We start from the raw sequence: 26,960 nt of genomic DNA on the forward strand, positions 1-26,960 counted from the left end.
AGAACTGGAAAGATAAGCGCGGAAAGTCGCAAAGCGTGAGGAGATGTAAGAAAGCGAGAGGAAAATAAGAGAGAAAAATAAGACAGGAAAGTAGGGTCGGAAAATAAAAGAAGAGAGAAAAATAAAACCAGAGGGCGCTGCTTGCGAGCGCCCGGAGGCAAGTCCAATCTCTACTGCGCAGCCGCCAGCTTCGGCTTGATCAAACTGTTGGTCAGCGCCGTGCCAGCGAACACCACAAGGCAGCCGCTCAGCATATAAATAGTGACTGGCTCGTCGAGAATGACATAACCCCAAAACATGGCGAACACCGGAATCAAATAGGTCACGGTAACCGTCTTGGTAGGACCGATACGGGATAGCAGGCCATAGAAAATAATGTACGCCAGAGCTGTGGAGAAGACGCCCATGATGATCACTGAAGTCCAGGCGGCCACGGAAATGTCCCCTTGCGGCATGTAATTCCAGGTGAACGGCGCCAGCGCCAGGGCGGCGGCGATCTGGCTGGCGGCCGCCAATACCATGGGCTGCACGCCGGTCATGAAACGCTTGGTGTAATTGGCGGAGAAGCCGTAACTGAGGGTGGCGGTCAACGCGGCCATAATCGCCAGAGTGGGACCGGTCAACGAGAACTCGCCTTTGCTGACGATCAGGATGGATACCCCAAGAAAGCCGATCAACAGCCCTACTGTTTGCCAGCGATTAAGCCAGTCCCCCAGCCAGAGCGCGGCGATAATTGCGCTCCACAAAGGCACGGCGGCGTTCAGAATGGAGGTAAAGCCGGCGCTTACATGCAGCGTAGCGAATCCCAACAGGACGAAGGGCAGGGCGGAGTTGCTCACTCCCAGAAAGAGATAGTGGGGCACATGGGCCCAGCGTACTTGATGTCGATATTTGATCAGCATAATGGGCGTCAGGCAGAGCGCGGCGATGGTGATGCGCAACTGCACCATCGCCACCGGACCGAATTCCGGCGCCGCGATACGCATGAACAGGAAGGAGGCTCCCCATAATCCTGCGAGGGCGAGCAGGTTGATCAAGTCTTTCTTTTCCATAGTCGACGCTCATGCTGATACGGCTAAAGATGACAACATGCCTTCTTTTGCAAGCCAGTGATATAGGTGGAAATATCCGGTTTTTGAGAGGGCTCAGAGCGGTGCTTTTTCCAGCTCTAAAAGCGCCTGTTTTCTATTCAATCCCCCGGCGTAACCGGTCAATGAACCGTTGCCGCCGATGACGCGATGACAGGGAATAATGACGGAGAGGGGGTTGCGTCCCACCGCCGCGCCGACCGCTCGTGTGGCGCGGGGGCGCCCCAGCAAGTTGGCGATCTGCTGGTAGGTGGAAAGTCGCCCGGAATTAATCTCCGACAGCGCGCGCCATACCTCCTGCTGAAAGGCGGTGCCTTTGGGCGCCAGGGGGAGATCGAAACGCTGTAACTGGCCGGCGAAGTAGAGTTCGAGCTGTCGCGCCGCTTCCTGCAAAACGGCGCAATCAGGATGGAGACGCCACGCTGGCGTCAGCTCAGGGTAATATTTCTGGCCATCGAAATAGCAGCCGGTAAGCTCGCCATTCTGAGCGGCCAGACGGACGCGCCCCAAGGGCGAGCCGATATCGATATAGTCAATCATGGGGTGTCTCCAAACTTCTCCATAAATGCATGACGGCGTAACCTCGCCATGGCCGCCAATCTTCCGCTGTCAGCGCAGCCAGTTTAGCGTCCACGCCGCCCAGGGCCTTGCGCACGCCCACATCGGAGGCGGGAAAGCCGTCGGGCCAGGACATGGCGCGCAAAGCGATATACTGGGCTGTCCAGTCGGCAATGCCTGGAATGGCGTGCAGCCGTTGTATTTCCTGCTCCACATTGGTGGCTGGAGTCAGGGTCAATTCTCCTCGCAACATCGCAGCGGCGATTTCCTGAATAGCGCGAACCCGCGTTCGGATCACGCCAAGAGAGGCCAGTTCCTCGACGGGCAGGTCGACCAGCGTCGCAGCACTGGGGAAGGCGCGGTGAATTTCCGGGAACGGGGTCTCAATAGGCTCGCCAAATTTGTCCACCAGCCTGGCAAGCAATGTACGAGCCGCCGCGACGGTTATCTGTTGTCCGAGAATGGCGCGCACGGCGATTTCAAAACCGTCCATGCCGCCGGGAATACGCAGCCCAGGCTCGTTTTGCGCTAACGTCCCCAACACTTTATTGATCTCCTGTGGGACGCAGGAAACATCAAAAAAGGCGCGCAGGCGATTGATGAGGTAGCCAATGTGGCGACTGAGCGCACTATCCAGGCGTATGCGGATGCGGGCGGCGTCTGCTTCGTGGCTGGCCTCAAACCAGCCCACGGCGGAGTCCTCTCCCGCTTCGACTCGGACAATCCTGCGATAACGTCCGTCGATGACAGCGTCCACGCCGGCAATGGTTCTGGCGCTGAGAAAGCTGAGCAGGGCGTCCCAGGCGTAAGGCGGACGGTAGGGCATCTCAAAGCTGATCATCTCGGTCTGTGTCGGCGCGGAACGACGCCGCACTTTGGATGGGATTAAACCGTAGTGCTTTTGAAACAGGTCATTAAAGCGGCGAGTGCTGTTGAATCCTGCCGCCAGCGCCACATCCGTCATGGACAGGTCGCTCTCTGTCAGGAGCTGTTTGGCCAGCAACAGGCGATGTGTTTGCGAATACTGAATGGGCGATACGCCGAACTCGCTCTGGAACAGGTCGCGCAGATAGCGATCGCTGACGCCGATCCGCGCAGCCAGTTGCGCCAGTGATCGTCCACGTAAAAAACCTTGTTCAATCAGATTGGAGGCGGCGCGGGCGAGTTGCCGCTTGCTATCCACCGCCGCGAGCCCGGGCGCGAGTTCCGGCCGGCATTTCAAACAGGGTCGGAAGCCGCCGTTCTCCGCTGCTGCGGCGCTGCGGAAAAACAGCGTGTTTTCTTTTTTCGGCTTGCGGACGGCGCAGACGGGGCGGCAGTATACGCCGGTGCTGGTGACGCCGACGAAAAAGCAGCCGTCAAAGCGGTGATCTCTGCTGATCAGAGCGTTGTAACAGGTGTCGTGGTCGAGGTTGGCGTTTGTCTTCATAGAGGCTATGCTAATCCTCAACACGAAGCCTGTCTCGCCATTTTCGGAACTGTTGTTTTTTCATTCCCGACAGACCGTTTTTCACTTCAGGCAGTTCGTTGTATTATCCGGAAAACCGGTCCCCGCAATTGCGCTGAATGATAATAACCAGGAGCTTATATGGCCTACACGCCCGAGCTGATTGATGAAATCGAGATCCTCGCTAAATACAATCTCACCACGACCCAGGAAGGGTTAAAAGTGCACCAGACTGCAGGGCAGAAAATGGTGACGGCGGCGAAAAGGCTGCATGCGAAAGGGCTGATCACCCAGGCGGACGGCGGTTACCTGACCAGCCTCGGCCACGACGCGGCGGAACACGCCCAGGCCCTGCTGACTATATTGAAGCCGGTTTGAGCGTCTCTGGGGCTCAGCAGACGCTGAGTCCCGATTCATTGGGGGAGACTTTCCGCAGGCGCCCCACAAGCAAAATATTCCTGGGCGTTATCTCGCGATTACAAAATTCCCGCACTGTCACTTCATAGCCCCGCTCTTGCAGAAACAGAGCGCGATCCAGCGCCAGCCAGATTTCCAGTGGGCGGCGAAACAGATGTCTCACCAGTTCTACTCTGCGTACTTCGCGATACCGTGAGCGGCCGGCTGCTGCGAATTGGGGGTAGTCGATATCCTTGGGCAGGTCGAGTTGTTTTTCCTTCGCCGCCCACGCGCAGAAGTGCATAAAGTCGCCATTCAGCATGGTTTTGGGAAGCGTCGGCGTGGGAAGGTATTCGTCTTTATTGCGTAACTGACGTTGCAGTGCGTCGAACCCCAGGCGCCATTGGCTTTCTTTCTCTCGCAGCGCGCGCTCTTTCGCTGAGGCGGTGACTGTTTCCTGCACCGCCAGGGATACGTCTTTCAAGGACAGGGTTAGTCTGGCCCAGCGGGCGGCTGTGGAGAGCGGCTGGTATTGCTCGCCGAGGCAGAGTTTGTGGTAGCAGCATGGCGCGATGGCGACGCCATCCGCCGCGCTGTCGACACCGGCGCGCAACAGATTGACGTGTAGCTGCCCGCAGGCGTGCAGGCCCAGACGCCACCCACCGCGATACGCTTCCTGGCCGCAATCAAACGGCTGTAGCAAGTCCTGTCGAATGTAGCGGATCGGCAGGTGTTGTTTATCCGCCAATGCCTGTCCGCTTTCACATAGTTGCGCGTCGAGTTCAAAACAGCTCAGCGTCACGTCGTTGGCGCCGGCTACGGCGCGAGCGAGGTGGCCTTTGCCTGAACACCAGTCGTGGACGTGTCCGCTCAGCGGCGGAAGGGCGGCGGCGAAGGCGGTGACCTGACGCCATTTGCGTCCGGGCGCATGCAAGGCGTCAAAAGGTGAAAACGTCAAAGGACGACCTGACGCAGCGGCTAACTCACTGGCCTGCGACAACTCCAGCAGCCAGGGCAGAAAGGGTTGAGCGATTTCCCGAAACCGGGCTGGCTCGGCGGAGCAAGTATCGACCTCTGCATCCGACAGACTTTTGATCGCCTTATAGAGTTCTGGATGCAAATGGCGCCAGCCTGGGTGAGCAGCTTCAAAGGGGCGTGGTTTCCAAAAATAGTCGTGCTCGGCGAGCAGTGCGTCGAGGGACTGGAAGCGTTGAACTAGATCCAGATCGCCCCGCTTAGAAGCAGCGTCAGGATGCAGCGGAACAGCGGCTGACATTTAGTTTAATAATTGATCAGATAAAAGGTGCGCAGATTTTATAGTGAATTTGGGGTTTGGCAAGCGAAATGTTAATGCCCGATAACGGGAAAGTCCTTGTTGGAGAGGCGTTTCGCCGTGACCTTGTGCGCGCCTTTCGTTATATTGCACGGGTTTTGCTTAAGCCAAAAAACACACTCGCTTTTTCAGGTAGGAAAATATCCATGATGAGTACGACCGATCCGCTATGGAAACAGGCGCTGGCTGGCGCGCAAATGCTATTTGTCGCATTCGGCGCACTGGTGTTGATGCCTCTCATTACCGGACTTGATCCCAATGTCGCATTATTCACCGCTGGCGTAGGCACGCTGCTGTTCCACCTGATTACTGGCGGCCAGGTTCCTATATTCCTGGCGTCTTCTTTCGCTTTTATCGCGCCGATCATGGCGGCGAAATCCACTTTCGGCTTGCCCGCCACCATGGGAGGGCTTATCGCCGCCGGTTTGACTTACATGATTTTGAGCGCAGCGGTGAGGTTCAGAGGAACCGGCTTTTTGGATCGGTTATTGCCGCCAGTGGTGGTGGGGCCGGTGATCATGTCCATCGGTTTGGGGTTGGCGCCGGTGGCCGCAAATATGGCGATGGGCAAAAGCGGCAATGGCGCCCTGCAACTGGTTCCCTATGAAACGGCGTTGATGATTTCTCTACCCGCGCTGGCGTTGACATTGATAGTGGCGGTCATGGGCAAGGGGCTACTGCGTTTGTTGCCGATATTATGCGGCGTGGCGTTTGGATATGCGTTGTCGTTGGCTTTTGGCGTGGTGGACATGACGGCAGTACTCAACGCCGACTGGTTCGGGCTGCCCGCTTTTGTGGCGCCGGAGTTCAGTTGGGGGGCGATCCTGTTTATGATACCTGTCGCCTTGGCGCCAGCGGTGGAGCATATCGGCGACATTCTGGCGATCAGCTCGGTCACTGGTAAAAACTACCTGCAAAAGCCGGGCTTGCATCGCACTCTGCTCGGCGATGGCGTGGCCACCTCTGTCGCGGCGGCGTTTGGCGGGCCGCCCAACACGACCTACTCCGAGGTGACGGGCGCTGTCATGCTGACTAAAAACTACAATCCCAAAATCATGATCTGGGCGGCGGTGATCGCTGTCGCACTGGCGTTTATCGGTAAATTCGGCGCGGCGTTGCAGACGATTCCCGTCCCGGTGATGGGCGGCATATTGTGTTTGCTGTTCGGTTCTATCGCTGCGGTGGGAATGAATTCACTGATTCGTCATCAGGTGGATTTGAGTGAAGCCCGTAACCTGGTGATCGTCGGCGTCACGCTGGTGTTCGGGATTGGCGGCATGGTGATCGGAGATAAAGACCTGGGGCTTAAAGGTATTTCACTTTGCGCTTTCGTCGCCATTATTCTGAATTTGTTGCTGCCGATGCCTGCGGGGCGCAAGGAACATATTGAGCGTGTTGAGGATATGATCTGATTTTGTCTACATCAACAGGACCTGCGCATGCCAGGTCCTGTTCTCCCGTGGTTTTTCCGACGCGCAGGCGCGTCTCTATGCGCCAGCCAATATCCCTGTCAGGTTAATATCAATGAGTGTGAGGAATGGGAACGTGATAGATATCGCCACCTACTTCCAGCACATAATATTCTGGTGAGCCTCTGTAGCGCATAATCATCATGGATTCGGCTGACTCAATATAGTGAGCTTCCACTTTAAGGGGCAGTTTTGCGTTGGGGCGCATTTCCTCGCCTTTTTCGTTCAGTACGACCATCCTGCCGTCATTGGTCATCGTAATTCTGAATGAAGCGTATTTGCCGACATTCTTGGGATCATGCCTTTCCCCGGTATTCGGATGGTTGGGGAAGTTTGGATCTCCGTCGCTGGGCTTGGTTCCCGGACTATGAGCGCAGGCGCTGAGGGAGAGGGAAGATCCTAACGCGAGGGTGTAAAGCAAACTCATCAATTTCATTATTGTCTCCTTGTTTTTTGCATTTTTTATTTAGAAAGACAGCTGTATGCGGCTGTATAGGAATCGTTTCGGGTAATACCCTGGATAATCCAGCTCACTGTTCAGAATTTCTTTGTTTTTATCGAAGAGGTTATCAACGCCAAACTGCAACTCTCCGAAGCGGCGCGGCAGTTTGTAATCCAGGCGAATATTGAAAGTCCAAAGATTGGCGTCAAAGTCTCTTTGGTCATCTGAGGCGAAAGACGCTTTTACTTTCTGGTCGGTGTATATGCTCTCCATTCGCATAGATAAGTGTCTGGGGAGATAGAGTGTGACGCCTAATGGAAGACTATGTGTTTTCACTCGGTAAATAGATCCTGTGCCAAACTGCTTGTCTTCTAAATCCTGGTCTTCATATTCGTAGGCGACATCTACCGTCGCGGACGGAGAGAGGACGCCAAAGTAGTAGAGTTTGTAATTTTCAAATTCATGATGCGGCCTTTCAGGCTCTGCCTGCAGAAGCTTGGGATGGATATCCACGGTGCGCCGCATCGCTTCCAAGCCAGCGCCGAAGCGGCCGCCCAACTTGTAATCCGCTGCTGCAGCGTAGGTCTTCACATCTGAACCGTTGGGATCGTCATACAACTGATTGAAACCGAGAATTTGCGCCGGCTCGATGGTGCGATCAGCGGCAATATCGCGCTTGAGGGATCTAAATGTCGCCAATCGGAAGGTAAGCTGTTCAGTTGGCGTGAATTCGATGCCGAATTTGGGGGACCATTGTTTAATTTCGTCAGTGGCGCTGTCGCTAATATCGATATCCGGGAGAGGGATCGGAAGATCAAAGAACGTGTTGCGCGCTCGCTCAAGCTGTAAATTATCGTAGGCGGCGCCGACCAATAGAAATACTGATTCTGTCGGCTGGATTCCAAAATAGGTATATATATTTCGGTGGGCTATGTCGTCGTCGCTATTGATATATCCATCAGCATTCTGAATGCTCGTTTTCGTTTCAATCGAAGCTCTTCCAGCGCCGATTTGGGCATAAAAGTTTGATGCGGTATGGATATACTGCGCCTCGTAAGTGCGTGGCTTACGGTCTGAAAGGGTATCTGCAGCAGCCAGCGCCTGCTCTTCCTCAAACTCCTGGTGAATAGCGGAGAACAGCCAACTGTTGTGATTGTCCAGGCGGCTGGCTAAGCCAACTCTGTAGGTTTTCGTGTCGACACTCCGGTCCTCGGGCTCTGCGTCTGGAGCGATGGTTTTCAGTTTAAACAGATGATCATCTTTTTCGGCCTTACGCGCCTCCAGCTGAATGCTGAAGGACGGATGGACCTGCCACTGCAACAGCCCATTGTAGATATTCTGTTCCTGATCCAAGCCGTTGCGGAAGCCGTCACTTTCGTAGTGATACTGGCCGAAGCTGGCGCTCACCGGGCCTTGTAGACCGGAGACGACGATGTCTTCTCCCCAGGTATCGTCGCTGCCGACAAAGCCGTTGGTGAGGCCGTAAACGCCATCTTGTAGAAACAATGGATGGTATTCATTGACGCCGCTACGGGACGGGCCAAGCCCTTCCACGATAGGCAGTCCTGTCTCGTAGAGTTGCGGTTGCAGCGGATAAGCGGTGATGGGTTGCCAGAGCTGCGCCTGCATCAGTTCGGAAACCCGGGCGGCCTGATGATTGGGCTGCGACAGGTAGCGATCCGCGAGCAAACGATGGCCATCGGCGCTGGTCGGATCTTGTCTGAGCGCCTCCCAGCCTTCCAATAGCACCGCCTGATCGAAGCCCGCTTCGCCATAGGCGCGGGCCAAGGCCGCGCTACGGGCGGCGGAGTCGCTTTGCAGCAGCCCATCTGAACGATAGACGGCGCGATTACGGTTTAGTTGTTTGGAGTGTTCTAATTCCTCTATGGCTCCGACGGGGTCGTTGCTGAAGAGTTTGTTGACGCCATCGTAGAAATACGGCGTCGGGTCCTGAGGGTCGCGCTCTTTCGCCAGCAACCACTGCTCGTTGGCGTCGTCGCTGCGCTTTTCTTCGAAATAGGCGCGCCCCAGATAGCTGCGTAAGACAGCATTGTTGGGGGACAGACTGACGGCGACTTCGAGGTCGTTGCGTCCGCCCTCCAGATCGCCGCCGCGCAATTTGGTCAGTCCCAGACCCAGCCAGGCGTCAGGAACCCCAGGGGCCGCCTTGATCGCGCTTTGGAAATGGGCGTCAGCGTTAGCCAGTTTGTGCTCGAACAACGCGATAAACCCTGCGGCGATTTGCGCTTGAGGATGAGTCGGGGCTATTTCCGTTGCGCGTCCGGCTGCATATTTGGCGTCGCGATATGCGCCGGAAGTAAGCTCAAGCTCCGCCAAACGGGTCCATGCGATGACGCTATGGGGCGCGGCCACTGTCGCTCTTTCGGCGGCGGCAATGGCTTCTGGCAGATTTAAGTTGGCCTGCCAGGCGTAAGAGAGGGCGAGCTGTGCGGACGGGCTGTCGGAGCGCCGGGCGACGGCGTCCTGCGCCAGTTTCAATGACTGTTGAGACTGACTGTTGACCGCAGCGAGTATGGCTTGCATGGCGAGGGCGAGATGTCCCAGGCGCTGGTCATTTTGCAGGGACTTCAACAGGCTGCCTGCTTCCTGCTGTTGGCCGGACGTTAATAATATCGCCGCCTGCGCAAGCCTTAAGGAGGGCCCATTGTCTGAATCGGCGCGTAACGCCTGTAACGCCGCATCTGGGCGATTGTGATCAATCATCTCCTGAACTTTGGATAGCGTGGCGACGCCATCGCCATCGCCATCGCTCATAGCGGCCAACTCCTTCAGCACTGTGCCCGGAGGGTAATAAATCGCCCAGGCGACCGTGTCCTGCGTATTGACCTTTAAACTGCGCAGGTGCGCGCCTGTATCGCTGCGCGCTTGTTCGCCCTGCGTCAGGCGCAGGCGTTCGGTGTCGGTAAAAGCCAGCACTTTGCCTTCGATCACCGTGACGGAGCCGCCTTGCGTGGCTTCCACGACGAATTCGGTGCCTTCCACCATGGCGTTCACGTAAGGCGTGTCGACTTCAAAGCGATTGACAATACGGCTCAGAAAGTGGGCGACGCCTTGCTTGAGCTGCACCCAGAAACTTTCTTTCTCGGCGTTGTCGGGAAAGCGCATGATTGCGTTCTGATTCAGGCGCATGTAAGTGTTGTTGCGCAGATAAATGGAGGCGCGACTATCCTTGCCCGTACGCAGAGTGTCGCCGGGACAAAGATACTGCTCCGGCTTTAACGAGGTCCAGGATTGTTGGGGGAGTGATTTTTCCAGCGTTCCCTGGACGGCGATAACTTTGCCCATCCAGTCCACGCAGGGAGGCGCGGCGACAGACGCTTCCGACAGCGTCAGGCTAATGGAAAACAATGTTCCGCATAAAACACGACACAGCAACTGGCCACGCAGCAATAGGCCCACGGCGATCTCCTTAACGGGTACCGCATTTATTATTGATGTTCAGGCTGACAACTACGTGAGGACACCGCGCCGGTTTTGAGAGACAGCTTCCGGCAAGCTCAATATCCGCCCAGATATATGACTATGTTTTTATATCGATGTGGCTCCAGTGTTTGGAAGTTATCCCTGAGGATTAAATTCGGACACAGAGGAGTCATCTGTCTTTTGGCTTATTCAACACTTACGAAAGTGCCGCATAGTCATGTAATTATTCTGAGAGGATTCTAGCAATAAATCCAGGCATTAGTGCCGGTAATTCAGTGGAAAAATTCCAATAAACTCATATAAATGGACTAGACCTTGCTAAGCTGGGAAACAAACTCCGGTGCGCCTTTGTATGTTGACTGTGAAGATATTGCATCGCATTGGCGCAGATAAAATTTGCATACGGAATCGGCGCTATTTTCGTGCAGACGCGCGAAAGTAACCCGGGCTTGCGCAATGTCTCCCAGGTCCAGGCAGTGCAGCGCTTGCCGAAACGCGAACTCATTGTCATGACTCCAGTTATCCTGCATCAGGCTGAACAAGGCGACAGGTCGTTGTTTGCCCTGCAGTAGAAATCGCCCCAGAGCGCGTAGAGAGCTGGACTGACTATCAGCGCAGGTCTCACTGATCAGTGTGTCCGTCCCCAGTAACTTATTGGCGTTTTCGATGCGCGACGTCGTGTTGACGATATCGCCCATCGCCCGATATTCGAAGTGGTCGGAAGCCCCGAAATGGCCCAGCACCACTTCGCCGGCGTGCAGGCCGATGCGAGTGGGTAGCGGCGAGTCCGGATACTGTTGATTGAACAGATCTATGGATGCGCGCAACGCCTTCAAGGCAGGCTCGATTGTCGTCCAGGTCTTATCGGTGGGGATATGCGGCCAGAGTGCGATTACCCCATCGCCCGCCACATCGGAAATGATTCCGCCGTGCTGGCGAATTGGCGTGAGCACAGCCTGGTAGTAGTTATCCATGATTTGGCTCAGCCGCTCTGGTGACACGCTTTCAGACAGCGCGGTATAGCCGGCGGCGTCAGTTGAGAGGCACACGCCGAATAGTTTCTGCTGTTGCGGCAGCCCCGGTTGACTGGCCAGACGCTTAATTTCACTCGCCGGAATATAGCGGCCAAAGGCCAGCTCCAGACGTCGCTTCTGCTGCTCGATAATCTGCACGCGCCGCCATATTCCATGCAGCGCCGCAGCGGGAGTCAGTCCCAGGATAGGCGTCATCCACGGAAGCCAGACGTAACTCTGTACGAACAACGCGTACGTCAACGTCATATAGCTTGCGGCAAGCAAACACAGCAACAGCAGTCCGCGTCCGGGAGCACTGAGATTGCTTAATGCGAACGCCAGCGTGGCGTAAAACAGCGTTGCGATGAACCAGACTCCCAAGTGATAACGCACGGCGCTGTTTTCCAGCAGATTGGCGTAAGCGGTGGCGGCCAGCTCTACGCCGCTGATATCCAGGCCGGTGTCTGGCGTGAAGGGGGTATAAAAGCCATCACGCTGATCAGGCTGATATTCCGCCGCATAGCCGATGAAGACGGTAGCGTCGCGCAGAACTTCGGTGTAGTCGCCGGGGCGCGCCAACAGGTCTTCCATGAAAATGGTGGGAATGGATCGGGGCGGGCCATAGAAATTATACAGCTGCGTTGGCCGCAACCCCTGCAAACGGGCGATGGCGGCGTCGCGGTCAGGGGCGCGTTGCAACAGCGCCGCCGCGGGCATCGCCCAACGCGGTGGGTTGGCGGGTTGTCGCAACCAGAAACGACTGATTTTGGAAGACACTTTCGGCAGTGCGAAAGGCGCTGTCGTCGTCGCTGCGTTTGCAAACAGGGGGAGCGGCTCGCTGACACTGTCCGCGACAATGCGGCGACCATCGACGTTGGTGATACGGCGCATGCTGAAGGCGAACAGCGCGACCTTACCGCTGCGGGCCATGGCGTCGGCAAAGCGTGCGTCCGCGGCGGTATCCCGGGCTTCTCTGAAATAGATGTCGAATGCAATCAAACCGACCTGTTGATTTTCCAGCGTGTCCACCAGTTCCCCGTAAACCGACCGGGGCCATTCGGTGAGCCGAGCCGGGACCTGCAGGTACGCAGCGGTGTTTTCCGTGATCGCTATCACCGCTACTTTGGGAGGAGGGGCGCGCCCGCCACGCAGATGAAACAGCGTATCCAATCCGAAGCCTTCTTCCATGCTCTGGCCGACCGGCGTCAACAGACCCAGAGCCAGAAGCAGGCTCAGCAGCAAGGGCGGCAGCCATAACTTTAAGTGCTGTCGAAGGGGCGGACGGAGTTGTCTTAGTTCGGGCATCTGGTTAATTTTTACGGAAAAATCACTCACTAGCGCGTAACATATAAAACATAGCCGGGGACGGCGTAATAAGAAAAAATGATGTCGGAGCTAATACAGTATGAGTCTTTTATCGCAGATTCCACTTTTCTCCGGGTTCGACGCTGAACAACTCCAGCAATTGGAAAAGCATGCTGTTTTTCGATGTTTTCAGAAAAACAGTATTGTCATTACGGAAGGCGACCGCAGCGACTCCCTTTATATCATCGTCTCAGGACGGGTCCGAGTGTTCTGTAGCGATGAAAACGGCAAAGAGGTCACTCTGAATGATCTTAAAGCCGGCGAATATTTCGGAGAATTGGCCTTATTTGATGACAAAGAACGCTCAGCTTCGGTGATGGCTACCGAACCCTGCCGCTTTCTGATGTTGAACAAATCCAGTCTGTTGGAAGCGTTCAGGCAGACGCCCGATCTTGCCTACAACCTGATTATCCACCTCACCCAACGCGTGCGCGCACTGACCAATAATGTGAAAAACCTGGCGCTGATGGATGTCTACGGCAGGGTCGCCAGTACTCTGCTGCAGCTGTCGGAGCGCAAAGGCGATCGCCTGATTACGGAGATTCCGCTGACGCAGCAGGAGATCGCCAATCGAGTCGGCGCCAGTCGGGAGATGGTCTCGCGCATCATGAAAGATCTTGAGATAGGTGGATATATCAAGGTGGAGAAAAAGAAAATCGTCATTAACGACGCGCTGCCGGCTCACTACTGAGTCGGCGCGCGCAGCGCCTCGTCCTTCAAGGCGTTATTAGCGGGGTGGCGGTCCTTTTGTTTTGCGCCCATAGCTCCAGAATGGCCTCGTCACTGATCAGCGGCGGATAGCGTAGATAATCGGTGGTTAAAGCGACCGGTCGCAGTCCGGGCTGTACGCCCGGGATGACGCCGGGAGCTTTGTCCTGGTCGATTACATTTTCCAGTACGGAAGCGTTGGTCTGGATTACAGGAGGATGTTTATCGTCACTGATGGACACCCTTTCAAAGGCGATGCTTGCGGCGACGGCGCAAAAGAGGGCGACGGCGACGAGTGGCGCATCAATATAGACTTTCATAGGACGGCTCTTTTTGTAGTTGCGACTACTCTCGGAAGTTGAAAATCTGGATCAGCGTTGAAATTGCAATAGTTATTAGACCAGCGGACGGAACAATCCTCTGTAACACAATGCACTTTCAATGTGTGGAAAATTCACTAACCGACCGTCCTCGCGAAGCATCTCCACCGTAATCCCGGCGCAGGCGCTTTGGTTGAACTCACCCGCTTCCCGGATACTGCCGGCTAGTCGCAAGGGGCCTGTCCAGGAGCCGCGAACGCGGCGGTTGGCCCTCTGTATTAAATATAGTCCAAAATATGATCACTGGGACGACAATGTAAAAAGTTTTTTAAGGTCGCCTCAGGCAAGGGCGAATGTTTGCTATTTGCAATAAGTTAGTCTTACATTGAAGAAAAGTTGTGGCTAATAATTGAGCAGATTATGGCGCTTTTTTCCATCATAAAGCTGGATGCGATCAAAAAAAGGAAAGAAGAGCGACCCAACGACCCTGGCGAGCGACATACTGTTCTAGTTGTGGATGATGAGCCCGCCAACCTGAAGATGCTCGCCAGCCTGTTAGCGGATCAGTATCGGCTTATCGAAGCCCGCAGCGGCGCGGAAGCGCTCGATAAGGCCCAGGAACTACAGGACCCATCCAGCATCAGTCTTATTATCAGCGACCAGCGCATGCCGGGAATGAGCGGCGTGGAGTTTCTGGATAAAATTCGTCTTATTATTCCTGATGCGGTGCGCATTATTCTCACCGCGTATATGGATGTGGGCGCCATTTTGGAAGCAGTGAATCAAGCCCACATTTATCAATTTATTATCAAGCCGTTTGACCGGCATGACTTTCTCCTTACCGTCAAGCGGGCGACGGAGCACTTTGACTTGCGTCAGGAGCTGAACGGCTATGTGCATAAGCTTGAACAGAAGGTGGCCCAGCGCACCCAGGAGTTAGAGCGCAAGAATACGGAGCTGCGGCAAGCCTATGACAAACTGGAGGCGCTCAGCGTCACCGACCCTCTGACGGGACTCAAAAACCGCCGCTTTATCCATAGCGTTCTGCGCCAGGACAGCGCATTCGCCGCACGGGAAAGCCTGAATCTGGAAAATCGCCCCATTTCTCCACCGGAAGGGAAAATCAGTGAAGATGTGCGTGGCGCCCGGCGCGATCTATTGTTCTACCTGATCGACATTGACCATTTTAAGCAGGTCAACGATGTATATGGCCATATGGCGGGAGATCAGCTGTTAAGAGGGTTCAGTCAGCTGCTGGCGTCGCTGTTTCGCGAGTCCGACTATCTGGTGCGCTGGGGCGGCGAGGAATTTCTGGTGGTCAGTCGCTTTGTGAGTCGTGAGCAAGCCTGCTTCATCGCCGAGAGAATTCGCCGGGAAGTGGAGCAGGCGACGTTTGAAATCGGCCTGGATGAAAGCGTCAACAAAACCTGCTCCATAGGCTTCGCCTGTTATCCGTTTTTTACTCAGCGCCCTGGCTACTTGTCCTGGGAACAGGTGGCGGATATCGCCGACTGCGCCTTATATGCGGCCAAACGCAGTAGCCGCAATAGCTGGGTGGGCGTGTTCAGCAACAACGCCGAGGAGCCCTGGTCGGAACTTTCCGGCAAAGACTGGCTCAGTCGCTTCAAGGCCGGTCCTGACGATATGTTGAGCCGGGGGGAGGCGAAGGTGATCTCCTCTTCTGAGGCGGCCGGGTTTCAGCGCTGGTTTGGATCAGACGCGCGATGAGGCTGCGCGCAATCACTTTGCTTGTACTGGGGATGCTGACCGCTGGTTTCTCCGTTATCGCCCTCGCGCAGGAAAAGTTGAACTTCGCCCTGATGGTGTCTCGTAGCGAAGGGGATTTGTTTTATGAGCCATTGGTGCGCTTTAGCGAAGCCGTGGCTGAAGATCTTGGCGTCACCCTGAAGGTCTATTACGCCCATGACGACCGCATTCTATATACCTCCAACATCGAGAAAGCCGCTGGGGAAGAGGGCGCGGACGCCATCATTCTGCAAAGTTTCAAAGGCGGCGGCGCTCGTTACGTCAGTATTGGCGAGCGCTATAAGACGCCCATGTTCTTTTTTAATGACGTCAATATGATGGACGAGGTCGCCGGCTCCGTTTTTTGGGTGGGGGAAGTCACTCCGGATGGAGGCCTGGCGGGCGGGAGTCTGGCGCAGACTCTGGTGGAGCGCGCCCGCAGCCTGGGGATGCGCAATGACCAGGGAATGATTGAGGTTGTGGCTTTGGAAGGGTTTTCTTCCTCTGGCGCCTCGCTGCGCCGGGTTGGTGGGTTACAGGATTATGTCGCCGCCAATCCGGACGTCATCCTGCATCAGGTTCTGGCCGCCAATTGGCGGCGAGAGGAAGCGATGCAGAAAATGGATGGGCTATATAAGCGCTACCCAGGCGTCAAACTCGTATGGGCCGCCAGTGACTCTATGGCGCTGGGCGTCGTCGACTGGGCGGGCGAACATGGACTGACCATGGGGGAGGATCTGCTGGCGGGAGGCATCGACTGGGCCGGAGAGGCCTTGATGGCGGTTGCTGACCATCAAATCGAGGCCAGTTACGGCGGTCACTTCATGGAGGCGGGCTGGTCCATTGTCGTGATGTTCGATTACCTGCGAGGAGCGGCGCCCGCCAGCGAGCATGTGAGTTTGAGCACGCACATGGACGAGCTGAACGCCGGCAATGTCAGGCGCTATCTGAAGCTATTCGGTGATATGGACTGGAAGAAAGTGGATTTCCGGCGATTTTCCCGTTTCCATCACCCTGAGTTGACGCAGTATCGCTTCAGTCTGGATGAGCTGTTGCGCGCCAGTGAAGGGCCTTGAGTGGGTATGACTGAAGGTTCGTTTTATACCTCTCTGCGATTCCGCCTGCTGTTCTATATTCTGTTATGCAGTTCGGTGATTACGCTTATCGTGACCTCACTGCAGCTATATCTGGATTTTCGGACGGATGTTCAACTCATAGAGAGCCGCTTTGACCAGGTAGAACGCAGCTATTTGCGACCCATTGCCGACGCGATCTGGAATTTTAATTACCAGGCGGCGGAAATTCACCTGGATGCTATCCTGAGTCTGCCCGATATGGTGTGCGCGATGGTGCGTCAGGATCAGGAAGTGCTGGTGTCGAGGGGGGCGACGCCGGAGGCGGAGCGTAGCGCCATAGTTAAGTCATTCATGCTGGAGCTACATCGCGACGACCGCACGGTCATCCTCGGGCAGCTGACCGTTTGCGCTTCTTTGGAAGGCGTTTATGAGCGCCTGTTCAGTCGTGTTTTGGTGATTCTGGGCTCCCAGGGGGTAAAGACGTTCCTGACTTCCGCCTTCTTCCTGTTTATTGCGCAGCTATTGGTGACGCGGCATCTGGCGAAAATGGCGCGCTACGCAAAAAGCCTGAGTAAGGACGGCTTGCATCAACCGCTGCTATTAAGGCGTAAAGCAGCTCCCGATGAGCTGCAATCGCTGGTGGACGCCATTAACGCCATGCGGTCGAACCTGCTGCAGGATATGGAGCGCCAGCAAGGCTTGATTCGGCTGGCGCAGGAAATGGCGGGGTTGGACAACAAGCGCGCGGTGCTTGCCTGTGCGGCGGAGTACCTGCTGCGCAAAGCGCATCCGCGCGAAGGCGCCAGGGTTGCGGCGTTTGTTCCTTTCCAAGGCGAGCAGGGGCGCATGCGTTTTGAGCGTTTAACCGCAATGGCGCCGCTGCAGCGCGGAGCGGCGGATTTCGGCGTGGAATATCTGGATCACTCGCCTATCGAGGACTTTGGCGGCTTTCAGTGGATGCCTGAAGGGGCGGGTATTCGCATCAGCGGCGATGCGGTGGAGTTGTCCTGGGAAGAAGAGGGCCGGCCTGTTTTCTATCTGGGACTCATCGGGGTGGATACGGCGCGCATTCAGGCCGAGCAGGAATATGAATTGTTGCCGACGCTGATGCAGTTTGTGTTGCTGACTCTGAAGAATGTGCAGACCACGCAAGAGCTGGAAGGCAAGGTCGGTCATAAGACCGCTTTGCTGCAGTCCGCGGTTAATGAGCTGACTGAGCGCAACGAAGAGCTCAAGTCCGCGCAGTCCCAGCTGGTGCAGGCGGAAAAGATGAACAGCCTCGGCAGCCTGGTTGCCGGGGTGGCGCACGAAGTGAATAATCCTAATAACTTCATTCATGTCAGCACGTCCAATTTGCTGAAGGAACTGTTCGACCTGCAAATACTGATTTTTGAGCTTTCCGAGGGAGAAAGCGCAGTGCAGGATGAGTTTGATCAGCGTTTCCTCAAGCTCTATCGCCATCTCTCCATTATCACGGAAGGCTCCAGTCGCATTAAACGTCTGGTGGACAGCCTGCGCGACTTTTCCCGGATCGAAGGCGCGGAGCAAAGCAAAGCGCGTGTGATGTCGGAATTGGAGGGAACTTTGCGGCTGGTGCAGTCGGCCCATCGCAGCGACATCGACTTTGACGTGGATCTGCAGGCGGACCCGAAGATCCTGGGGTTTCCCGCGCAATTAGGGCAGGTATTCATGAATCTGTTGATCAATGCTTGTCAGGCGGTTGAAGAAAAGCGCGCAGACCCTCAAGCCGAGACTGGCTATCGGGGGCGGATAAGCGTCTCCAGTCGGATTGAGTCGGGCGCTCTTTGCATGGTTATCGAAGATAATGGGCCGGGTATTCCGCCAGACAGGATGAAGCATATTTTTGACCCTTTCTATACCAGCAAGCCTGCGGGGCAGGGCACAGGCCTGGGTTTATCCATCTCGTACGAGATCATTCAGGCGCATCGGGGAGAAATAACCTGTGAATCGGAACCGGGACGAGGCGCGAAATTTGTGATCCGCTTGCCGGTGTGCTGGGATTAAAGAGAGTATGTTGCTTGTATAGGGATGACAAGTTGAGTTGGGCCTGTTCAATCAGGCGTGAGACTAAGGAGGCGAAGATTCCCATCATCAGCGACGATGCCGGAACTTCGACTTGCCTTGGGTAACTGCTTTGAGACGTACAGAAATCATGAACGCACCGCAATTCGACTGTGTCGAGCAGATTGGGGCCGCTTTGGCGGCGCATTGGTATAACGCCCTTGCAATTGAAATCAGTCCGGGACAACTGGTCTCTCGCTTGCTGGCCACAGGCGACGATGTGGAGATGTGTCTGGGAGGATTTGAGTGGATTTGCGATGGCGAGGAGAGGGCGGCTCTAATTGGTCTGCCAGATAAAGATCCTCATGGCGCGGCGATAGCCTTGCCGGAGAGGGTTGATGACGGCCATCACTGCCATTTCATTCTCAACCTGGCGGCGTTAATCGCCCACAAAATCGGCGCATCCGACGACTTCACGGCGCTACAGGATTCTCAAATCACCGACGATCTGATCGCGATGCTGAAAACTGCGATTGAATACGAAATGCTGCATTCCCTCGGCGACGTCAAGCGTCAACTGGAGCAGGGCGGCGTGAAGTTCGCCGCTGACGCCGTGGTCGGCGTGTACCGCCACGATGAACTCACCCCCACCATCCTTGAAGACTACGCCAACGGCCCGGAACAACTGGAATTCTGCTCCCACAAAATCACCCCGGAACAGGTGCTGGAAATAGTGGCCGACGCCTTCTACCGGTCTGAAGAGAGAAAGACATGGCTGAAACAAGGCGGACTGTTTGTGGTGGAGTGTGAGCTGTGACTGATTGAGTCAAGCGGCCAGAGCCAATCTCAGCTGCAGTGTGAGGCCCGCTCTTATGGTCACCTACCGATACCTTCTCTGTGAGTTAGCTTCTTTTTATAAAGATCAAAAATAAACGCGATGCTGTGGGTTTCATAGCCCGTCAGCGGACCTGTCTTAATGAACCACCTTTGCAGTTTGGGAAGCGCTTCTTCCTTTAACAGAGAGCTCGAAATGGATAAATATTCCTTTGGCAGTGCAGTCAAAGTGATTGTCCATTTCGGCTCATATAAACCTTGCACGATAAACTTATTAGGCGATGAATGGCGAGTACGCAGGCGAGAATACGTGGCTTTCAGGATGGTGACCGGCTCCTGCATACGGAGCCTGTAGCGATAGGAGCTCAGTGAGTACTCGTCTCCGAACCTAAAAATCGCCGATAACTCGCTATATTGAGGTACATCGATAAGAGCCTCCGATAAAGCTTTGCTGTTTAACGGAAAGGCATGGTCTTTGGGTATTTTATATCTCAATTGGGTGGGGATCTGATTCACTGCTAATGAAATCTGGCGGGTAAACGACTTGAGATAATAAGGTGAAATAGATCGCTTGTGTACAAGATGCGGCAGCCAAGGCCTTTTTTCGGGCAATAAAAAAGCCCGATATAAAATCGAGCTTTTAGGAATGCTGGTTGCGGGGGCGGGATTTGATCGCGGCGGGCCTCCGCATACGACCGCTAAGGTCGTCCTTCAGGCAATAAAAAAGCCCGATATAAAATCGAGCTTTTAGGAATGCTGGTTGCGGGGGCGGGATTTGATCGCGGCGGGCCTCCGCATACGACCGCTAAGGTCGTCCTTCAGGCAATAAAAAAGCCCGATATAAAATCGAGCTTTTAGGAATGCTGGTTGCGGGGGCAGGATTTGAACCTACGACCTTCGGGTTATGAGCCCGACGAGCTACCAGACTGCTCCACCCCGCGACAACGAGGGCGTATACTAAAGATCCGAGTGGCGCACGTCAATGGCAATTGCTAAAAAACTTTTGAAAAAATCGCTATTTATCGGTTGGCTTCGGATGAAGCCCCAGTGGACAAGGCTTTTCCTGCGCAAATAACAGAAGGGCATCCTTCTATTAGCTGTACGCTTCAGGGTTCGGCAACGGAATTTGTTGCTTTCCACTTCTTGGCTAATCGTCTACTCCAGTTTGAAATATATACAGGGATAGAGGTGACGCCTACGCAGCGACTTATTTTTTTTCTAATATTCCGTCTCGCTGATAATGTGCTGGTATTGGGTCATCTGCTCTATTTCTTCTGTTCTGAAGCCGCCAAATATTATTTTGTTTTTAGAGAGGGCTGCCTGGGCGAGCTTTATAACGCCTTCATTATTTATCGTCACATTGTGGTCGGCTAGCGATCATCAGCCAAAAAGCAGGCTTTAATTATTTGAAGCCTGAATGATCCGTGTTCAACAAAGAATGGTATATCGAATTCGCTATGAAATATGGTGCGTGCGGGAGCTTACGTAAGTTGGCGTGGACTACCCGTGGCCTTCGTAGGCTTGTTGTCTGGAGAGAGGGGGCGTTTTTTCTGGCAATAAAAAAGCCAGCTAAAAAGCTGGCTTTAGGAATACTGGCTGCGGGGGCAGGATTTGAACGGGCCGGCCACCCGGATACGACCGCCGAGGTCATTTTTTCAGACAATAAAAAAGCCAGCTAAAAAGCTGGCTTTTAAGAATGCTGGTTGCGGGGGCAGGATTTGAACCTACGACCTTCGGGTTATGAGCCCGACGAGCTACCAGACTGCTCCACCCCGCGACAACGAGGTGCGTATACTAAAGACCTTGTTTGCATCCGTCAACCCCTTGCGAGAAAAACTTAACGGCGTGGTCAAATATTACGCGGAGTTGGGCTCCGGCGTGAACAAACATCCAGATGTTTGACTATTATTTAGCTCAAGCCTGTGTTTTCGGACGCCAACAGTCTCTCTTATGAGCGGAGCTGTTCGGCGTCTCGCATAGAGGAGAGGTTGGACGCAGCCCTAGAGCCAATAATAAATCAGTAATTTCAAGAAACAGCCCGATAGGGCATTTGAGAGAGTGAGTCAGAACTTCGATGGATTCCCTGGAAGAGCTGTTCGCCCGAGCGCGTAAAAATGAAGAGATTGCGCGTAACCTGTTCGACATTGAGGTTGCGATCCTTAATGTCGCCAAGGTGCAGCCGTTTCTTGAACATCTGTTGCAAACCGTGCAGGTCAAATTCGGCGTCAAGCATGTCTGGTACGCCATGGTTGAAAGCGCCCATACGGAATCCCTGATAAAAACCCTGAAAGCCTCGCCGGATCTGGCGGGAAAGTGGGTGAGTGCGCCTTCCGTTGAGTATCTGGCGGCGACGAAGGGAGCGCGGGAGCCGCTGATGGATCACGCCGATCTGTATCGTTTCTTCTTTATGACGCCGCCGGAAATCCGCACCCAAATTCGCTCCATAGCGATACTGCCTTTGATTCTTGAAGGACGTCTGGCGGGAAGCCTGAATCTGGCGGCCGACGACCAGGAACGTTATCGCGCCGATAAAGAATGCTTTTTTTTGCGCCAGCTGAGCGTCAAGGCGTCGCTATGTCTGAGTTCTGTGGCGGCGCGGGAGAAAATCGCCGATCTCGCCACCCGCGATCCGCTGACGCAATTGCGCAACCGCCGGGAAATGGAAGACGCATTGGAGGTGGAGATCAGTCGAGCGGGGCGTAATGATCAGCCATTGGCGCTGGCGTTTATTGATTGCGATGACTTTAAGCTGGTCAACGATGCTTACGGTCATGACGTGGGCGACGAATATCTGAAACATGTCGCTGAGGGCCTGTGTGCGATGCTGCGTAAGTCCGATCAGGCGTTTCGCTTCGCTGGCGATGAGTTTGTGGTGCTGTTGCCCGATCAGGATCAAGAGGGCGCTGAGCAAATTGCAGAGCGGCTATGCGATTATCTCTACGCTAACCCGCTGGTCATTGACGATATGCGTATTCCTGTCAAAGTCAGCATTGGCGTAGCGTCCACCAGTCAAATCGGGACGGGAAGCGCGCGTTCGCTGTTAAAGCTGGCGGACAAGCGTTTGTACGAAAAGAAAAAACGCAAGCCCTGCGCGGCGGCGCGCCTGTCGTCTCAGGATCAGTGCTGACGCTCTCGCAGCACGCTTTCCCGGTATTCTCCCGGCGTAACCCCCGTCCATTTCTTAAACGCGCGATGAAAGGTGCTGGGCTCGGTGAATCCCACCTTGAAGGCGATTTCGTTGATGGACATTTCCCGACGTGAAAGATAATAAATCGCCGCGTCTCGCCGCATATTGTCCTTAATCTCCTGAAACGACGTGTTTTCCTCTTTCAGGCGCCGCCTTAGGGTTTGCGGACTGACATTGATCTGGGACGCGATAAACTCAAAATCCGGCATTTGCTGGCTAAGGTCACGCCCCACTAGTGCGCGGATTTTCGATGTGTAGGTGTTGCTGTCGTCCGGCCGAGCCAGCAAATCGGCGGGGGAAGTTTTCAAAAACTCCTTGAGAGAAGGCTCATCCTGGATCACCGGTAACTGCAGATAGCGTTTATGGAAGTAAATGCGCGTGTCCGGCTGATTGAATTGCAGTGGGCAATAGAACAGGTGGCGATATTCACTGGAGTGCTCCGGCTCGGGGTAGTTGAAGCGGGCTTCGTCCAAAGCCACTCGCTGCCCGGTCAGCCAGCAGGCGAACCGATGCCAGATAACCAAAAGACTTTCCTGAAAGAAGTGGTAGGGATCGTGAAAAGTCGCCTCGGCGTCGACGATGAGCACGGCCTGATCTCCATGTACTTCCAGCTTCAAGGTCACCGGCTTGTCGAACAGAGAATAAAAGATGCGGCCGCGACGCAGCACGCTTTCCAGGTTATTGCAGTGCACCACCAGATAACACATGGTGGCGAAGGTTCCGGTTTTACAGACGGTGTCCGTCAACCCCATGAATTCGTCCTGTAAAGCCTTCCAGATGCATTGCATCAGTTTGGTGTACTGCGGGCCGCCCACACGACTGCGCGGATTCTGGTACGCCTGCAGGGGGATGCCTGCGCAGCGTAATAGTTCGGCAACGTCCTTGCCTTGTCTTTCGGCGCCGCTCAGCGCAGCGCGAACAAAATGACTGGAAACCGTAAGTTTTGCCATGTTTTGGATATACCGGCGGAGAATACTGTTCGTCATGCCCTTGTGGGGCGCTAACCTATTGGAATCTATAGAAACTCTGATTTGCTCAGTCTTAACTAATTGCCTGTCATGATCAAGGATGATTTCGCCAATGGATTTGGCGCGGAATCCCATTGGCGTTTGATCAAGGGACATGATAATGGGGGCTGAAGCGATGCGTCCGGCTATCTGATCGTTGTAGACAATATAGAAGGAAGTTATTTGTCTACCTGAATTAATAAAATAAAACGGTGGTTTCTCTATATGTCTGCGCCCTTATCCTCCCTGAAAATACTCGACTTCTCCACGTTGTTGCCCGGTCCCTGCGCCACCATGATGCTGGCGGACATGGGCGCGCAGGTTTTGCGAATCGAATCGCCCACGCGTACTGATCTGCTAAGAGTTGTTCCGCCGATGGTGGGAGAGGTCTCCGCCAGTCACGCTTATCTGAATAGGGGGAAGCGCTCTCTGACCCTGGACCTGAAACAGCCGCAGGCTGTTGATATCGTCAGAAAGCTGATTCTTGAATACGACATAGTGGTGGAGCAGTTTCGACCGGGAGTGATGCAGCGTCTGGGGTTGGACTATGAAACCCTGAAGGCGATTAACCCCCGATTGATTTATTGTTCCATCACTGGATATGGGCAAAGCGGCCCCTATCGGGACAGGCCCGGTCACGACATTAACTATCTGGCTCTGGCCGGCGTCAGTTCCTACAGCGGAAGAGTGGAAAGCGGCCCAGCCCCGTTTGGCGTGCAGACGGCGGATGTGGCGGGAGGCTCCCATCATGCAGTGATGGGGATTCTGGCGGCGGTTGTGCAGCGCCAAGTGAACGGGGAAGGGCGGTGTATTGATATCTCCATGAGCGACGCGGCCCTGGCGATGAACCATATGGCGATGGCGGGCTATCTGGCGACCGCGAAAGATCCGCAACCGGAGGAGGAAATTCTAAACGGCGGAGGCTGCTACGACTATTACCGCACTCAGGACGGGCGCTACCTTTCCGTTGGCGCCTTGGAGCCGCAATTCGCCGAGGCGCTCTGCCGCGTCTTGGATATTCCCCAGATGCTGCCGTTGATGTTAAGCCCGCGTGAGCGGGATCGGCAGACCAGCAAGAAAAAGCTAACAAAAATTTTTCTGGGTAAAACTCTGGCGGAATGGGAACGGGTATTCGCATCGATCGAGGCCTGCGTGGAACCGGTCTTAACTTTGTCCGAAGCGGAAAAGCATCCACACTTCAACGCGAGGGAAATGTTTTGCCAAGTGAGTGATGCTGAGGGCGTGAGTCGAAAACAGTTGGCGTCCCCCATCAAATTTGAGGGAGACGCCTTTGTTCCTGGTCGCGCTGGCGCCGCATTGGGCCAACATAGCCGGGAAGTATTGACGGAGTTGGGCTTTAACGACGCTGAGATAGACGCCCTGATGGAACAGGGGGTTTCCTCATCGCCGAAAAAACGGTTCAACTAAAGTTAGAATGTGCCGCTGACGGCGTTATTTAATTCTTCTAACTTTTTGCCTGCATCAGATTGGTCTGTTACTGTCGCCACGATGCCAGCGCCCAAAGTGTTGGCTACTGCTCCGACGCCATTGATTGCAGCATTTTTGAAATCGCCTTGGGCCGCGTATTGAACGGCGCTGCCAGCGAACATTCGGGCTTCCCGCATGTGGGCTTCGCCCTGGGACAATGTGCCTCTCTCATGCTCGGACACGTTATTGGCGATGCTATGCGCCTGGTCGTTGGGCAATGGCACGCCGTTTTGTTGCAGGAAACTGTTTACGCCGTTGACCGCCTGGCCATAGTAGGTTTGGGCTCCTTCGGTGCTGGACGCGAGATAAGCTCGGCCGTTTGACGAAGCAGTTGGGTGAGAGGATGAGCCTCCTCCCAGATCTGAGCCGCCAAGTCGCCCACTGTCGTTAGAGGGCGAGGCATGGTTCAGGCTCGACGATGGATTCGTCGAATTGGGTTGTTGGGTTGGTTGCACTTGATTGGCGGATGATACGCCATGGATATTGGTCATCTTACGACTCCTATACTCGCATGAAGCTATTTGGGTGTACCGGCTGAGCGGTAGTGGATGCGGTTGGCGCTTTATGGCCAGAGCCAATGGCGTCTACCATCTGCTCGCGGATTTGGGTGGCGCTTTCAATAAAGAAGTCCAGTAAGTTGTTTAACTGAACCGCCTCGTTAACCTGTTCTGTCAGATATTGCATATGGAGCGTCAGGCGATGGCTTTCCGGGTTGATAGACAGGGTGGCGCCACGGGTGCTTTTGCCCAGGAAATTCCACTCAAGCAATTTCTCCAGCAGGGCGGCTTTGCTTGCTTCCGCGTCAGGCGTATGGCCGAAATCCGCATGTAGCAGCAACCAGGGGCTGTCATGGGTTTGTACAATGGAATAGAGATGGCCATCTACAGAGAGAGAGCAGACGCCGTTATTATCAAGCTTCATAAACGGCAGGTTGTAATCCTGGCCTAGTTGGCGCAGGAAAGAGTTGATTTTAGTTTGGCCGGTTTGGTCAACCATCTTGGACGTTCCCTCATACTGACTATTTGTCTGCATTGGGTAACGCTTTCTCAAGCAAAGTTGCGCAGGGTTTTCGCCCTGGCGCAACCAGACGGGAGGGGAAATGAGGCTTAAGGCAGTCGATAGGCAGCCAGTTCGCCTTTCCACATGAGCGGCATCAGCACCAGTTTTTGTTCTGGAATGTAGTCCAGGTCGGCGCTGCCGGGGGGAAGTTCGAATTCCGCCGGCGCTGTGTTCAGGGAGTTGAAATAGAACAGACGGCCACGCATGAAATCCGTGGCCAGCAGGCCGTTTGCGCCATCGTCGGTGACGCCGTCCAAGTTGCCAAGAGGCTGGTCGTCAATCAAATCGCTGATGTGTTTGTCGGATAGCTGAACCTGCTTCAGGCGGCCGGGGATGCGTGTGCTGAAGTCAGCCTGCAGATCCTGTCCCCAGGCGGCCACCAGCAGGCGATCGCGCTGTGCCCACAGACCATTGGGAAAGTTCAGTTCCGCAGAACTTAGCCAGATTTCCAGGACGCCCTGACGCAAGCGGTAAATACGCTGCTTCAAAAGGTCGGAAATATAAACGTCGCCGTTGTCTGCGACCGTCACATCGTTAAGAAACTGGGCCTCAGGCGCTTCATAGGTATGAGCAACCTTTCCCGTAGTGATGTCGATGTCCAGAACACGGGTCAGGTCCGCCACATAAAGGTGGTCGCCATAGACGCCCAGACCCTTGGGCGCATTCAGGCCTTGCACCCAGTGTTTTTTCACAATGTCTCCGCTCTCCGTCAGTACGGAGATATAACCCAGTCCATTAGCGGCGCCAGCGCCCCCATTCATGCTGGATAGCAGAATTTGATGACGCTTGCGGTCGTAAATCGCCGACTCCGGCTGGTCGAAGCCGGAAGCGGTCCAGACATTTTGGAGAGAGGGTTGTGTAGGCGCAGCAGTCTCCGCTGACGCGGCGAAGGGCAGGGCGGCGAGTGCGAGCAGGCTGAGAAGTCGAGAATGCATGTTATCTCCTGAGACAGAACAAT

The 26,960-nt window shown here is 54.8% G+C and carries 25 protein-coding genes and 2 tRNA genes; 12 read left to right on the forward strand and 15 right to left on the reverse strand.

Annotated elements, in window-relative coordinates:
* Nucleotides 1–170 precede the first annotated feature (170 nt).
* The 3 genes from EUZ85_RS12100 to EUZ85_RS12110 all read right to left on the reverse strand — a co-directional run bounded on the left by EUZ85_RS12100 (nt 171) and on the right by EUZ85_RS12110 (nt 3,075).
* On the reverse strand, nt 171–1,052 hold the full coding sequence (locus tag EUZ85_RS12100) for a DMT family transporter (RefSeq protein ID WP_127969543.1): 882 nt from the start codon (nt 1,050–1,052) through the stop codon (nt 171–173).
* Between the two features lie 93 nt (nt 1,053–1,145).
* Nucleotides 1,146–1,628 carry a methylated-DNA--[protein]-cysteine S-methyltransferase gene (locus EUZ85_RS12105; RefSeq protein ID WP_127969544.1) on the reverse strand — a complete coding sequence of 161 codons (483 nt, stop codon included), beginning with the start codon at nt 1,626–1,628 and terminating at the stop codon, nt 1,146–1,148.
* Nucleotides 1,621–3,075 carry a DNA-3-methyladenine glycosylase 2 family protein gene (locus EUZ85_RS12110; RefSeq protein ID WP_127969545.1) on the reverse strand — a complete coding sequence of 485 codons (1,455 nt, stop codon included), beginning with the start codon at nt 3,073–3,075 and terminating at the stop codon, nt 1,621–1,623. The genes EUZ85_RS12105 and EUZ85_RS12110 overlap by 8 nt, the downstream gene beginning before the upstream one ends.
* Before the next feature lie 159 nt (nt 3,076–3,234).
* On the opposite strand from EUZ85_RS12110, the gene EUZ85_RS12115 reads away from it, so the two are divergent.
* Nucleotides 3,235–3,471 carry a TIGR02647 family protein gene (locus EUZ85_RS12115; RefSeq protein ID WP_011398411.1) on the forward strand — a complete coding sequence of 79 codons (237 nt, stop codon included), beginning with the start codon at nt 3,235–3,237 and terminating at the stop codon, nt 3,469–3,471.
* Between the two features lie 13 nt (nt 3,472–3,484).
* On the opposite strand, the gene EUZ85_RS12120 is transcribed toward EUZ85_RS12115, so the two are convergent.
* Nucleotides 3,485–4,765: a methyltransferase gene (locus tag EUZ85_RS12120; RefSeq protein WP_127969546.1), complete on the reverse strand. Its 1,281-nt coding sequence runs from the start codon at nt 4,763–4,765 to the stop codon at nt 3,485–3,487.
* 203 nt (nt 4,766–4,968) lie between these two features.
* On the opposite strand from EUZ85_RS12120, the gene EUZ85_RS12125 reads away from it, so the two are divergent.
* Nucleotides 4,969–6,234: a uracil-xanthine permease family protein gene (locus tag EUZ85_RS12125; protein ID WP_206618048.1), complete on the forward strand. Its 1,266-nt coding sequence runs from the start codon at nt 4,969–4,971 to the stop codon at nt 6,232–6,234.
* A gap of 109 nt (nt 6,235–6,343) precedes the next feature.
* On the opposite strand, the gene EUZ85_RS12130 is transcribed toward EUZ85_RS12125, so the two are convergent.
* The 3 genes from EUZ85_RS12130 to EUZ85_RS12140 all read right to left on the reverse strand — a co-directional run bounded on the left by EUZ85_RS12130 (nt 6,344) and on the right by EUZ85_RS12140 (nt 12,495).
* Nucleotides 6,344–6,727 (reverse strand): hypothetical protein, encoded by a 384-nt coding sequence (locus EUZ85_RS12130; RefSeq protein ID WP_127969547.1) that lies wholly within the window; start codon nt 6,725–6,727, stop codon nt 6,344–6,346.
* 30 nt (nt 6,728–6,757) lie between these two features.
* Nucleotides 6,758–10,153, reverse strand: a complete 3,396-nt coding sequence (locus tag EUZ85_RS12135) for a FecR domain-containing protein (RefSeq protein WP_127969548.1) — start codon at nt 10,151–10,153, stop codon at nt 6,758–6,760.
* 332 nt (nt 10,154–10,485) lie between these two features.
* A complete protein-coding gene (locus EUZ85_RS12140) occupies nt 10,486–12,495 on the reverse strand; it encodes a CHASE2 domain-containing protein (protein ID WP_127969549.1) in 2,010 nt (669 codons plus the stop codon).
* Between the two features lie 100 nt (nt 12,496–12,595).
* Between EUZ85_RS12140 and EUZ85_RS12145 the strand changes: the two genes are divergently transcribed.
* The gene (locus tag EUZ85_RS12145; protein ID WP_127969550.1) at nt 12,596–13,246 is read left to right on the forward strand and encodes a Crp/Fnr family transcriptional regulator; all 651 of its coding nucleotides are present in this window, start codon (nt 12,596–12,598) and stop codon (nt 13,244–13,246) included.
* 25 nt (nt 13,247–13,271) lie between these two features.
* Here the strand turns inward: EUZ85_RS12145 and EUZ85_RS12150 are convergent, their stop codons facing one another.
* Nucleotides 13,272–13,583, reverse strand: a complete 312-nt coding sequence (locus EUZ85_RS12150) for a hypothetical protein (RefSeq protein WP_127969551.1) — start codon at nt 13,581–13,583, stop codon at nt 13,272–13,274.
* Nucleotides 13,584–14,003: 420 nt separating this feature from the next.
* Here EUZ85_RS12150 and EUZ85_RS12155 point away from each other — a divergent pair, with 420 nt between their 5' ends.
* The 4 genes from EUZ85_RS12155 (at nt 14,004) to EUZ85_RS12170 (ending at nt 19,244) form a co-directional block, all read left to right on the forward strand.
* Nucleotides 14,004–15,311, forward strand: a complete 1,308-nt coding sequence (locus tag EUZ85_RS12155; protein WP_127969552.1) for a diguanylate cyclase — start codon at nt 14,004–14,006, stop codon at nt 15,309–15,311.
* Complete coding sequence (locus EUZ85_RS12160) at nt 15,308–16,405, forward strand: ABC transporter substrate-binding protein (RefSeq protein WP_127969553.1); 1,098 nt, start codon at nt 15,308–15,310, stop codon at nt 16,403–16,405. Before EUZ85_RS12155 ends, EUZ85_RS12160 begins: the two co-directional genes overlap by 4 nt.
* Before the next feature lie 6 nt (nt 16,406–16,411).
* A complete protein-coding gene (locus EUZ85_RS12165) occupies nt 16,412–18,430 on the forward strand; it encodes an ATP-binding protein (protein WP_127969554.1) in 2,019 nt (672 codons plus the stop codon).
* 148 nt (nt 18,431–18,578) lie between these two features.
* Nucleotides 18,579–19,244, forward strand: coding sequence for a hypothetical protein (locus tag EUZ85_RS12170; protein ID WP_127969555.1), 666 nt, complete (start codon nt 18,579–18,581; stop codon nt 19,242–19,244).
* A gap of 59 nt (nt 19,245–19,303) precedes the next feature.
* Here EUZ85_RS12170 and EUZ85_RS12175 read toward each other — a convergent pair whose 3' ends face one another.
* Both EUZ85_RS12175 and EUZ85_RS12180 read right to left on the reverse strand, forming a co-directional pair.
* Nucleotides 19,304–19,873 (reverse strand): hypothetical protein, encoded by a 570-nt coding sequence (locus EUZ85_RS12175; protein WP_127969556.1) that lies wholly within the window; start codon nt 19,871–19,873, stop codon nt 19,304–19,306.
* A 252-nt stretch (nt 19,874–20,125) separates the two neighbouring features.
* Nucleotides 20,126–20,202 (reverse strand) — tRNA-Met (locus EUZ85_RS12180).
* A gap of 106 nt (nt 20,203–20,308) precedes the next feature.
* On the opposite strand from EUZ85_RS12180, the gene EUZ85_RS12185 reads away from it, so the two are divergent.
* Together EUZ85_RS12185 and EUZ85_RS12190 are read left to right on the forward strand one after the other, a co-directional pair.
* Nucleotides 20,309–20,635, forward strand: coding sequence for a hypothetical protein (locus EUZ85_RS12185; RefSeq protein WP_127969557.1), 327 nt, complete (start codon nt 20,309–20,311; stop codon nt 20,633–20,635).
* Between the two features lie 50 nt (nt 20,636–20,685).
* Nucleotides 20,686–20,940 (forward strand): hypothetical protein, encoded by a 255-nt coding sequence (locus EUZ85_RS12190; RefSeq protein ID WP_127969558.1) that lies wholly within the window; start codon nt 20,686–20,688, stop codon nt 20,938–20,940.
* Between the two features lie 21 nt (nt 20,941–20,961).
* Here the strand turns inward: EUZ85_RS12190 and EUZ85_RS12195 are convergent.
* Nucleotides 20,962–21,038: transfer RNA gene (locus EUZ85_RS12195), tRNA-Met, on the reverse strand.
* Here EUZ85_RS12195 and EUZ85_RS31135 point away from each other — a divergent pair.
* Complete coding sequence (locus tag EUZ85_RS31135) at nt 21,002–21,163, forward strand: hypothetical protein (protein WP_164887227.1); 162 nt, start codon at nt 21,002–21,004, stop codon at nt 21,161–21,163. The genes EUZ85_RS12195 and EUZ85_RS31135 overlap by 37 nt on opposite strands.
* Before the next feature lie 172 nt (nt 21,164–21,335).
* A complete protein-coding gene (locus tag EUZ85_RS12200; RefSeq protein ID WP_127969559.1) occupies nt 21,336–22,388 on the forward strand; it encodes a GGDEF domain-containing protein in 1,053 nt (350 codons plus the stop codon).
* Here EUZ85_RS12200 and EUZ85_RS12205 read toward each other — a convergent pair.
* A complete protein-coding gene (locus tag EUZ85_RS12205) occupies nt 22,379–23,398 on the reverse strand; it encodes an AraC family transcriptional regulator (protein ID WP_127969560.1) in 1,020 nt (339 codons plus the stop codon). The genes EUZ85_RS12200 and EUZ85_RS12205 overlap by 10 nt on opposite strands.
* A 282-nt stretch (nt 23,399–23,680) precedes the next feature.
* Here EUZ85_RS12205 and EUZ85_RS12210 point away from each other — a divergent pair, with 282 nt between their 5' ends.
* A complete protein-coding gene (locus EUZ85_RS12210) occupies nt 23,681–24,883 on the forward strand; it encodes a CaiB/BaiF CoA-transferase family protein (protein ID WP_127969561.1) in 1,203 nt (400 codons plus the stop codon).
* A gap of 2 nt (nt 24,884–24,885) precedes the next feature.
* Here EUZ85_RS12210 and EUZ85_RS12215 read toward each other — a convergent pair whose 3' ends face one another.
* From EUZ85_RS12215 to EUZ85_RS12225, 3 genes are all read right to left on the reverse strand, one after another.
* A complete protein-coding gene (locus EUZ85_RS12215) occupies nt 24,886–25,434 on the reverse strand; it encodes a hypothetical protein (RefSeq protein WP_127969562.1) in 549 nt (182 codons plus the stop codon).
* A 10-nt stretch (nt 25,435–25,444) separates the two neighbouring features.
* Nucleotides 25,445–25,939, reverse strand: coding sequence for a CesT family type III secretion system chaperone (locus EUZ85_RS12220; protein ID WP_164887228.1), 495 nt, complete (start codon nt 25,937–25,939; stop codon nt 25,445–25,447).
* A 110-nt stretch (nt 25,940–26,049) separates the two neighbouring features.
* A complete protein-coding gene (locus EUZ85_RS12225; RefSeq protein ID WP_127969564.1) occupies nt 26,050–26,937 on the reverse strand; it encodes a hypothetical protein in 888 nt (295 codons plus the stop codon).
* Between the last annotated feature and the right edge of the window lie 23 nt (nt 26,938–26,960).

The organism is Hahella sp. KA22, assembly GCF_004135205.1.
Taxonomy (GTDB): Bacteria; Pseudomonadota; Gammaproteobacteria; order Pseudomonadales; family Oleiphilaceae; genus Hahella.

Excerpts from the sequence above, each read along its gene's own strand:
- EUZ85_RS12100 (WP_127969543.1), bottom strand. The coding sequence starts at position 1,052 with ATGGAAAAGAAAGACTTGATCAACCTGCTCGCCCTCGCAGGATTATGG.
- EUZ85_RS12105 (WP_127969544.1), bottom strand. The coding sequence starts at position 1,628 with ATGATTGACTATATCGATATCGGCTCGCCCTTGGGGCGCGTCCGTCTG.
- EUZ85_RS12110 (WP_127969545.1), bottom strand. The coding sequence starts at position 3,075 with ATGAAGACAAACGCCAACCTCGACCACGACACCTGTTACAACGCTCTG.
- EUZ85_RS12115 (WP_011398411.1), top strand. The coding sequence starts at position 3,235 with ATGGCCTACACGCCCGAGCTGATTGATGAAATCGAGATCCTCGCTAAA.
- EUZ85_RS12120 (WP_127969546.1), bottom strand. The coding sequence starts at position 4,765 with ATGTCAGCCGCTGTTCCGCTGCATCCTGACGCTGCTTCTAAGCGGGGC.
- EUZ85_RS12125 (WP_206618048.1), top strand. The coding sequence starts at position 4,969 with ATGATGAGTACGACCGATCCGCTATGGAAACAGGCGCTGGCTGGCGCG.
- EUZ85_RS12130 (WP_127969547.1), bottom strand. The coding sequence starts at position 6,727 with ATGAAATTGATGAGTTTGCTTTACACCCTCGCGTTAGGATCTTCCCTC.
- EUZ85_RS12140 (WP_127969549.1), bottom strand. The coding sequence starts at position 12,495 with ATGCCCGAACTAAGACAACTCCGTCCGCCCCTTCGACAGCACTTAAAG.
- EUZ85_RS12145 (WP_127969550.1), top strand. The coding sequence starts at position 12,596 with ATGAGTCTTTTATCGCAGATTCCACTTTTCTCCGGGTTCGACGCTGAA.
- EUZ85_RS12150 (WP_127969551.1), bottom strand. The coding sequence starts at position 13,583 with ATGAAAGTCTATATTGATGCGCCACTCGTCGCCGTCGCCCTCTTTTGC.
- EUZ85_RS12155 (WP_127969552.1), top strand. The coding sequence starts at position 14,004 with ATGGCGCTTTTTTCCATCATAAAGCTGGATGCGATCAAAAAAAGGAAA.
- EUZ85_RS12160 (WP_127969553.1), top strand. The coding sequence starts at position 15,308 with ATGAGGCTGCGCGCAATCACTTTGCTTGTACTGGGGATGCTGACCGCT.
- EUZ85_RS12165 (WP_127969554.1), top strand. The coding sequence starts at position 16,412 with ATGACTGAAGGTTCGTTTTATACCTCTCTGCGATTCCGCCTGCTGTTC.
- EUZ85_RS12170 (WP_127969555.1), top strand. The coding sequence starts at position 18,579 with ATGAACGCACCGCAATTCGACTGTGTCGAGCAGATTGGGGCCGCTTTG.
- EUZ85_RS31135 (WP_164887227.1), top strand. The coding sequence starts at position 21,002 with ATGAGCCCGACGAGCTACCAGACTGCTCCACCCCGCGACAACGAGGTG.
- EUZ85_RS12200 (WP_127969559.1), top strand. The coding sequence starts at position 21,336 with ATGGATTCCCTGGAAGAGCTGTTCGCCCGAGCGCGTAAAAATGAAGAG.
- EUZ85_RS12205 (WP_127969560.1), bottom strand. The coding sequence starts at position 23,398 with ATGGCAAAACTTACGGTTTCCAGTCATTTTGTTCGCGCTGCGCTGAGC.
- EUZ85_RS12210 (WP_127969561.1), top strand. The coding sequence starts at position 23,681 with ATGTCTGCGCCCTTATCCTCCCTGAAAATACTCGACTTCTCCACGTTG.
- EUZ85_RS12215 (WP_127969562.1), bottom strand. The coding sequence starts at position 25,434 with ATGACCAATATCCATGGCGTATCATCCGCCAATCAAGTGCAACCAACC.
- EUZ85_RS12220 (WP_164887228.1), bottom strand. The coding sequence starts at position 25,939 with ATGGTTGACCAAACCGGCCAAACTAAAATCAACTCTTTCCTGCGCCAA.
- EUZ85_RS12225 (WP_127969564.1), bottom strand. The coding sequence starts at position 26,937 with ATGCATTCTCGACTTCTCAGCCTGCTCGCACTCGCCGCCCTGCCCTTC.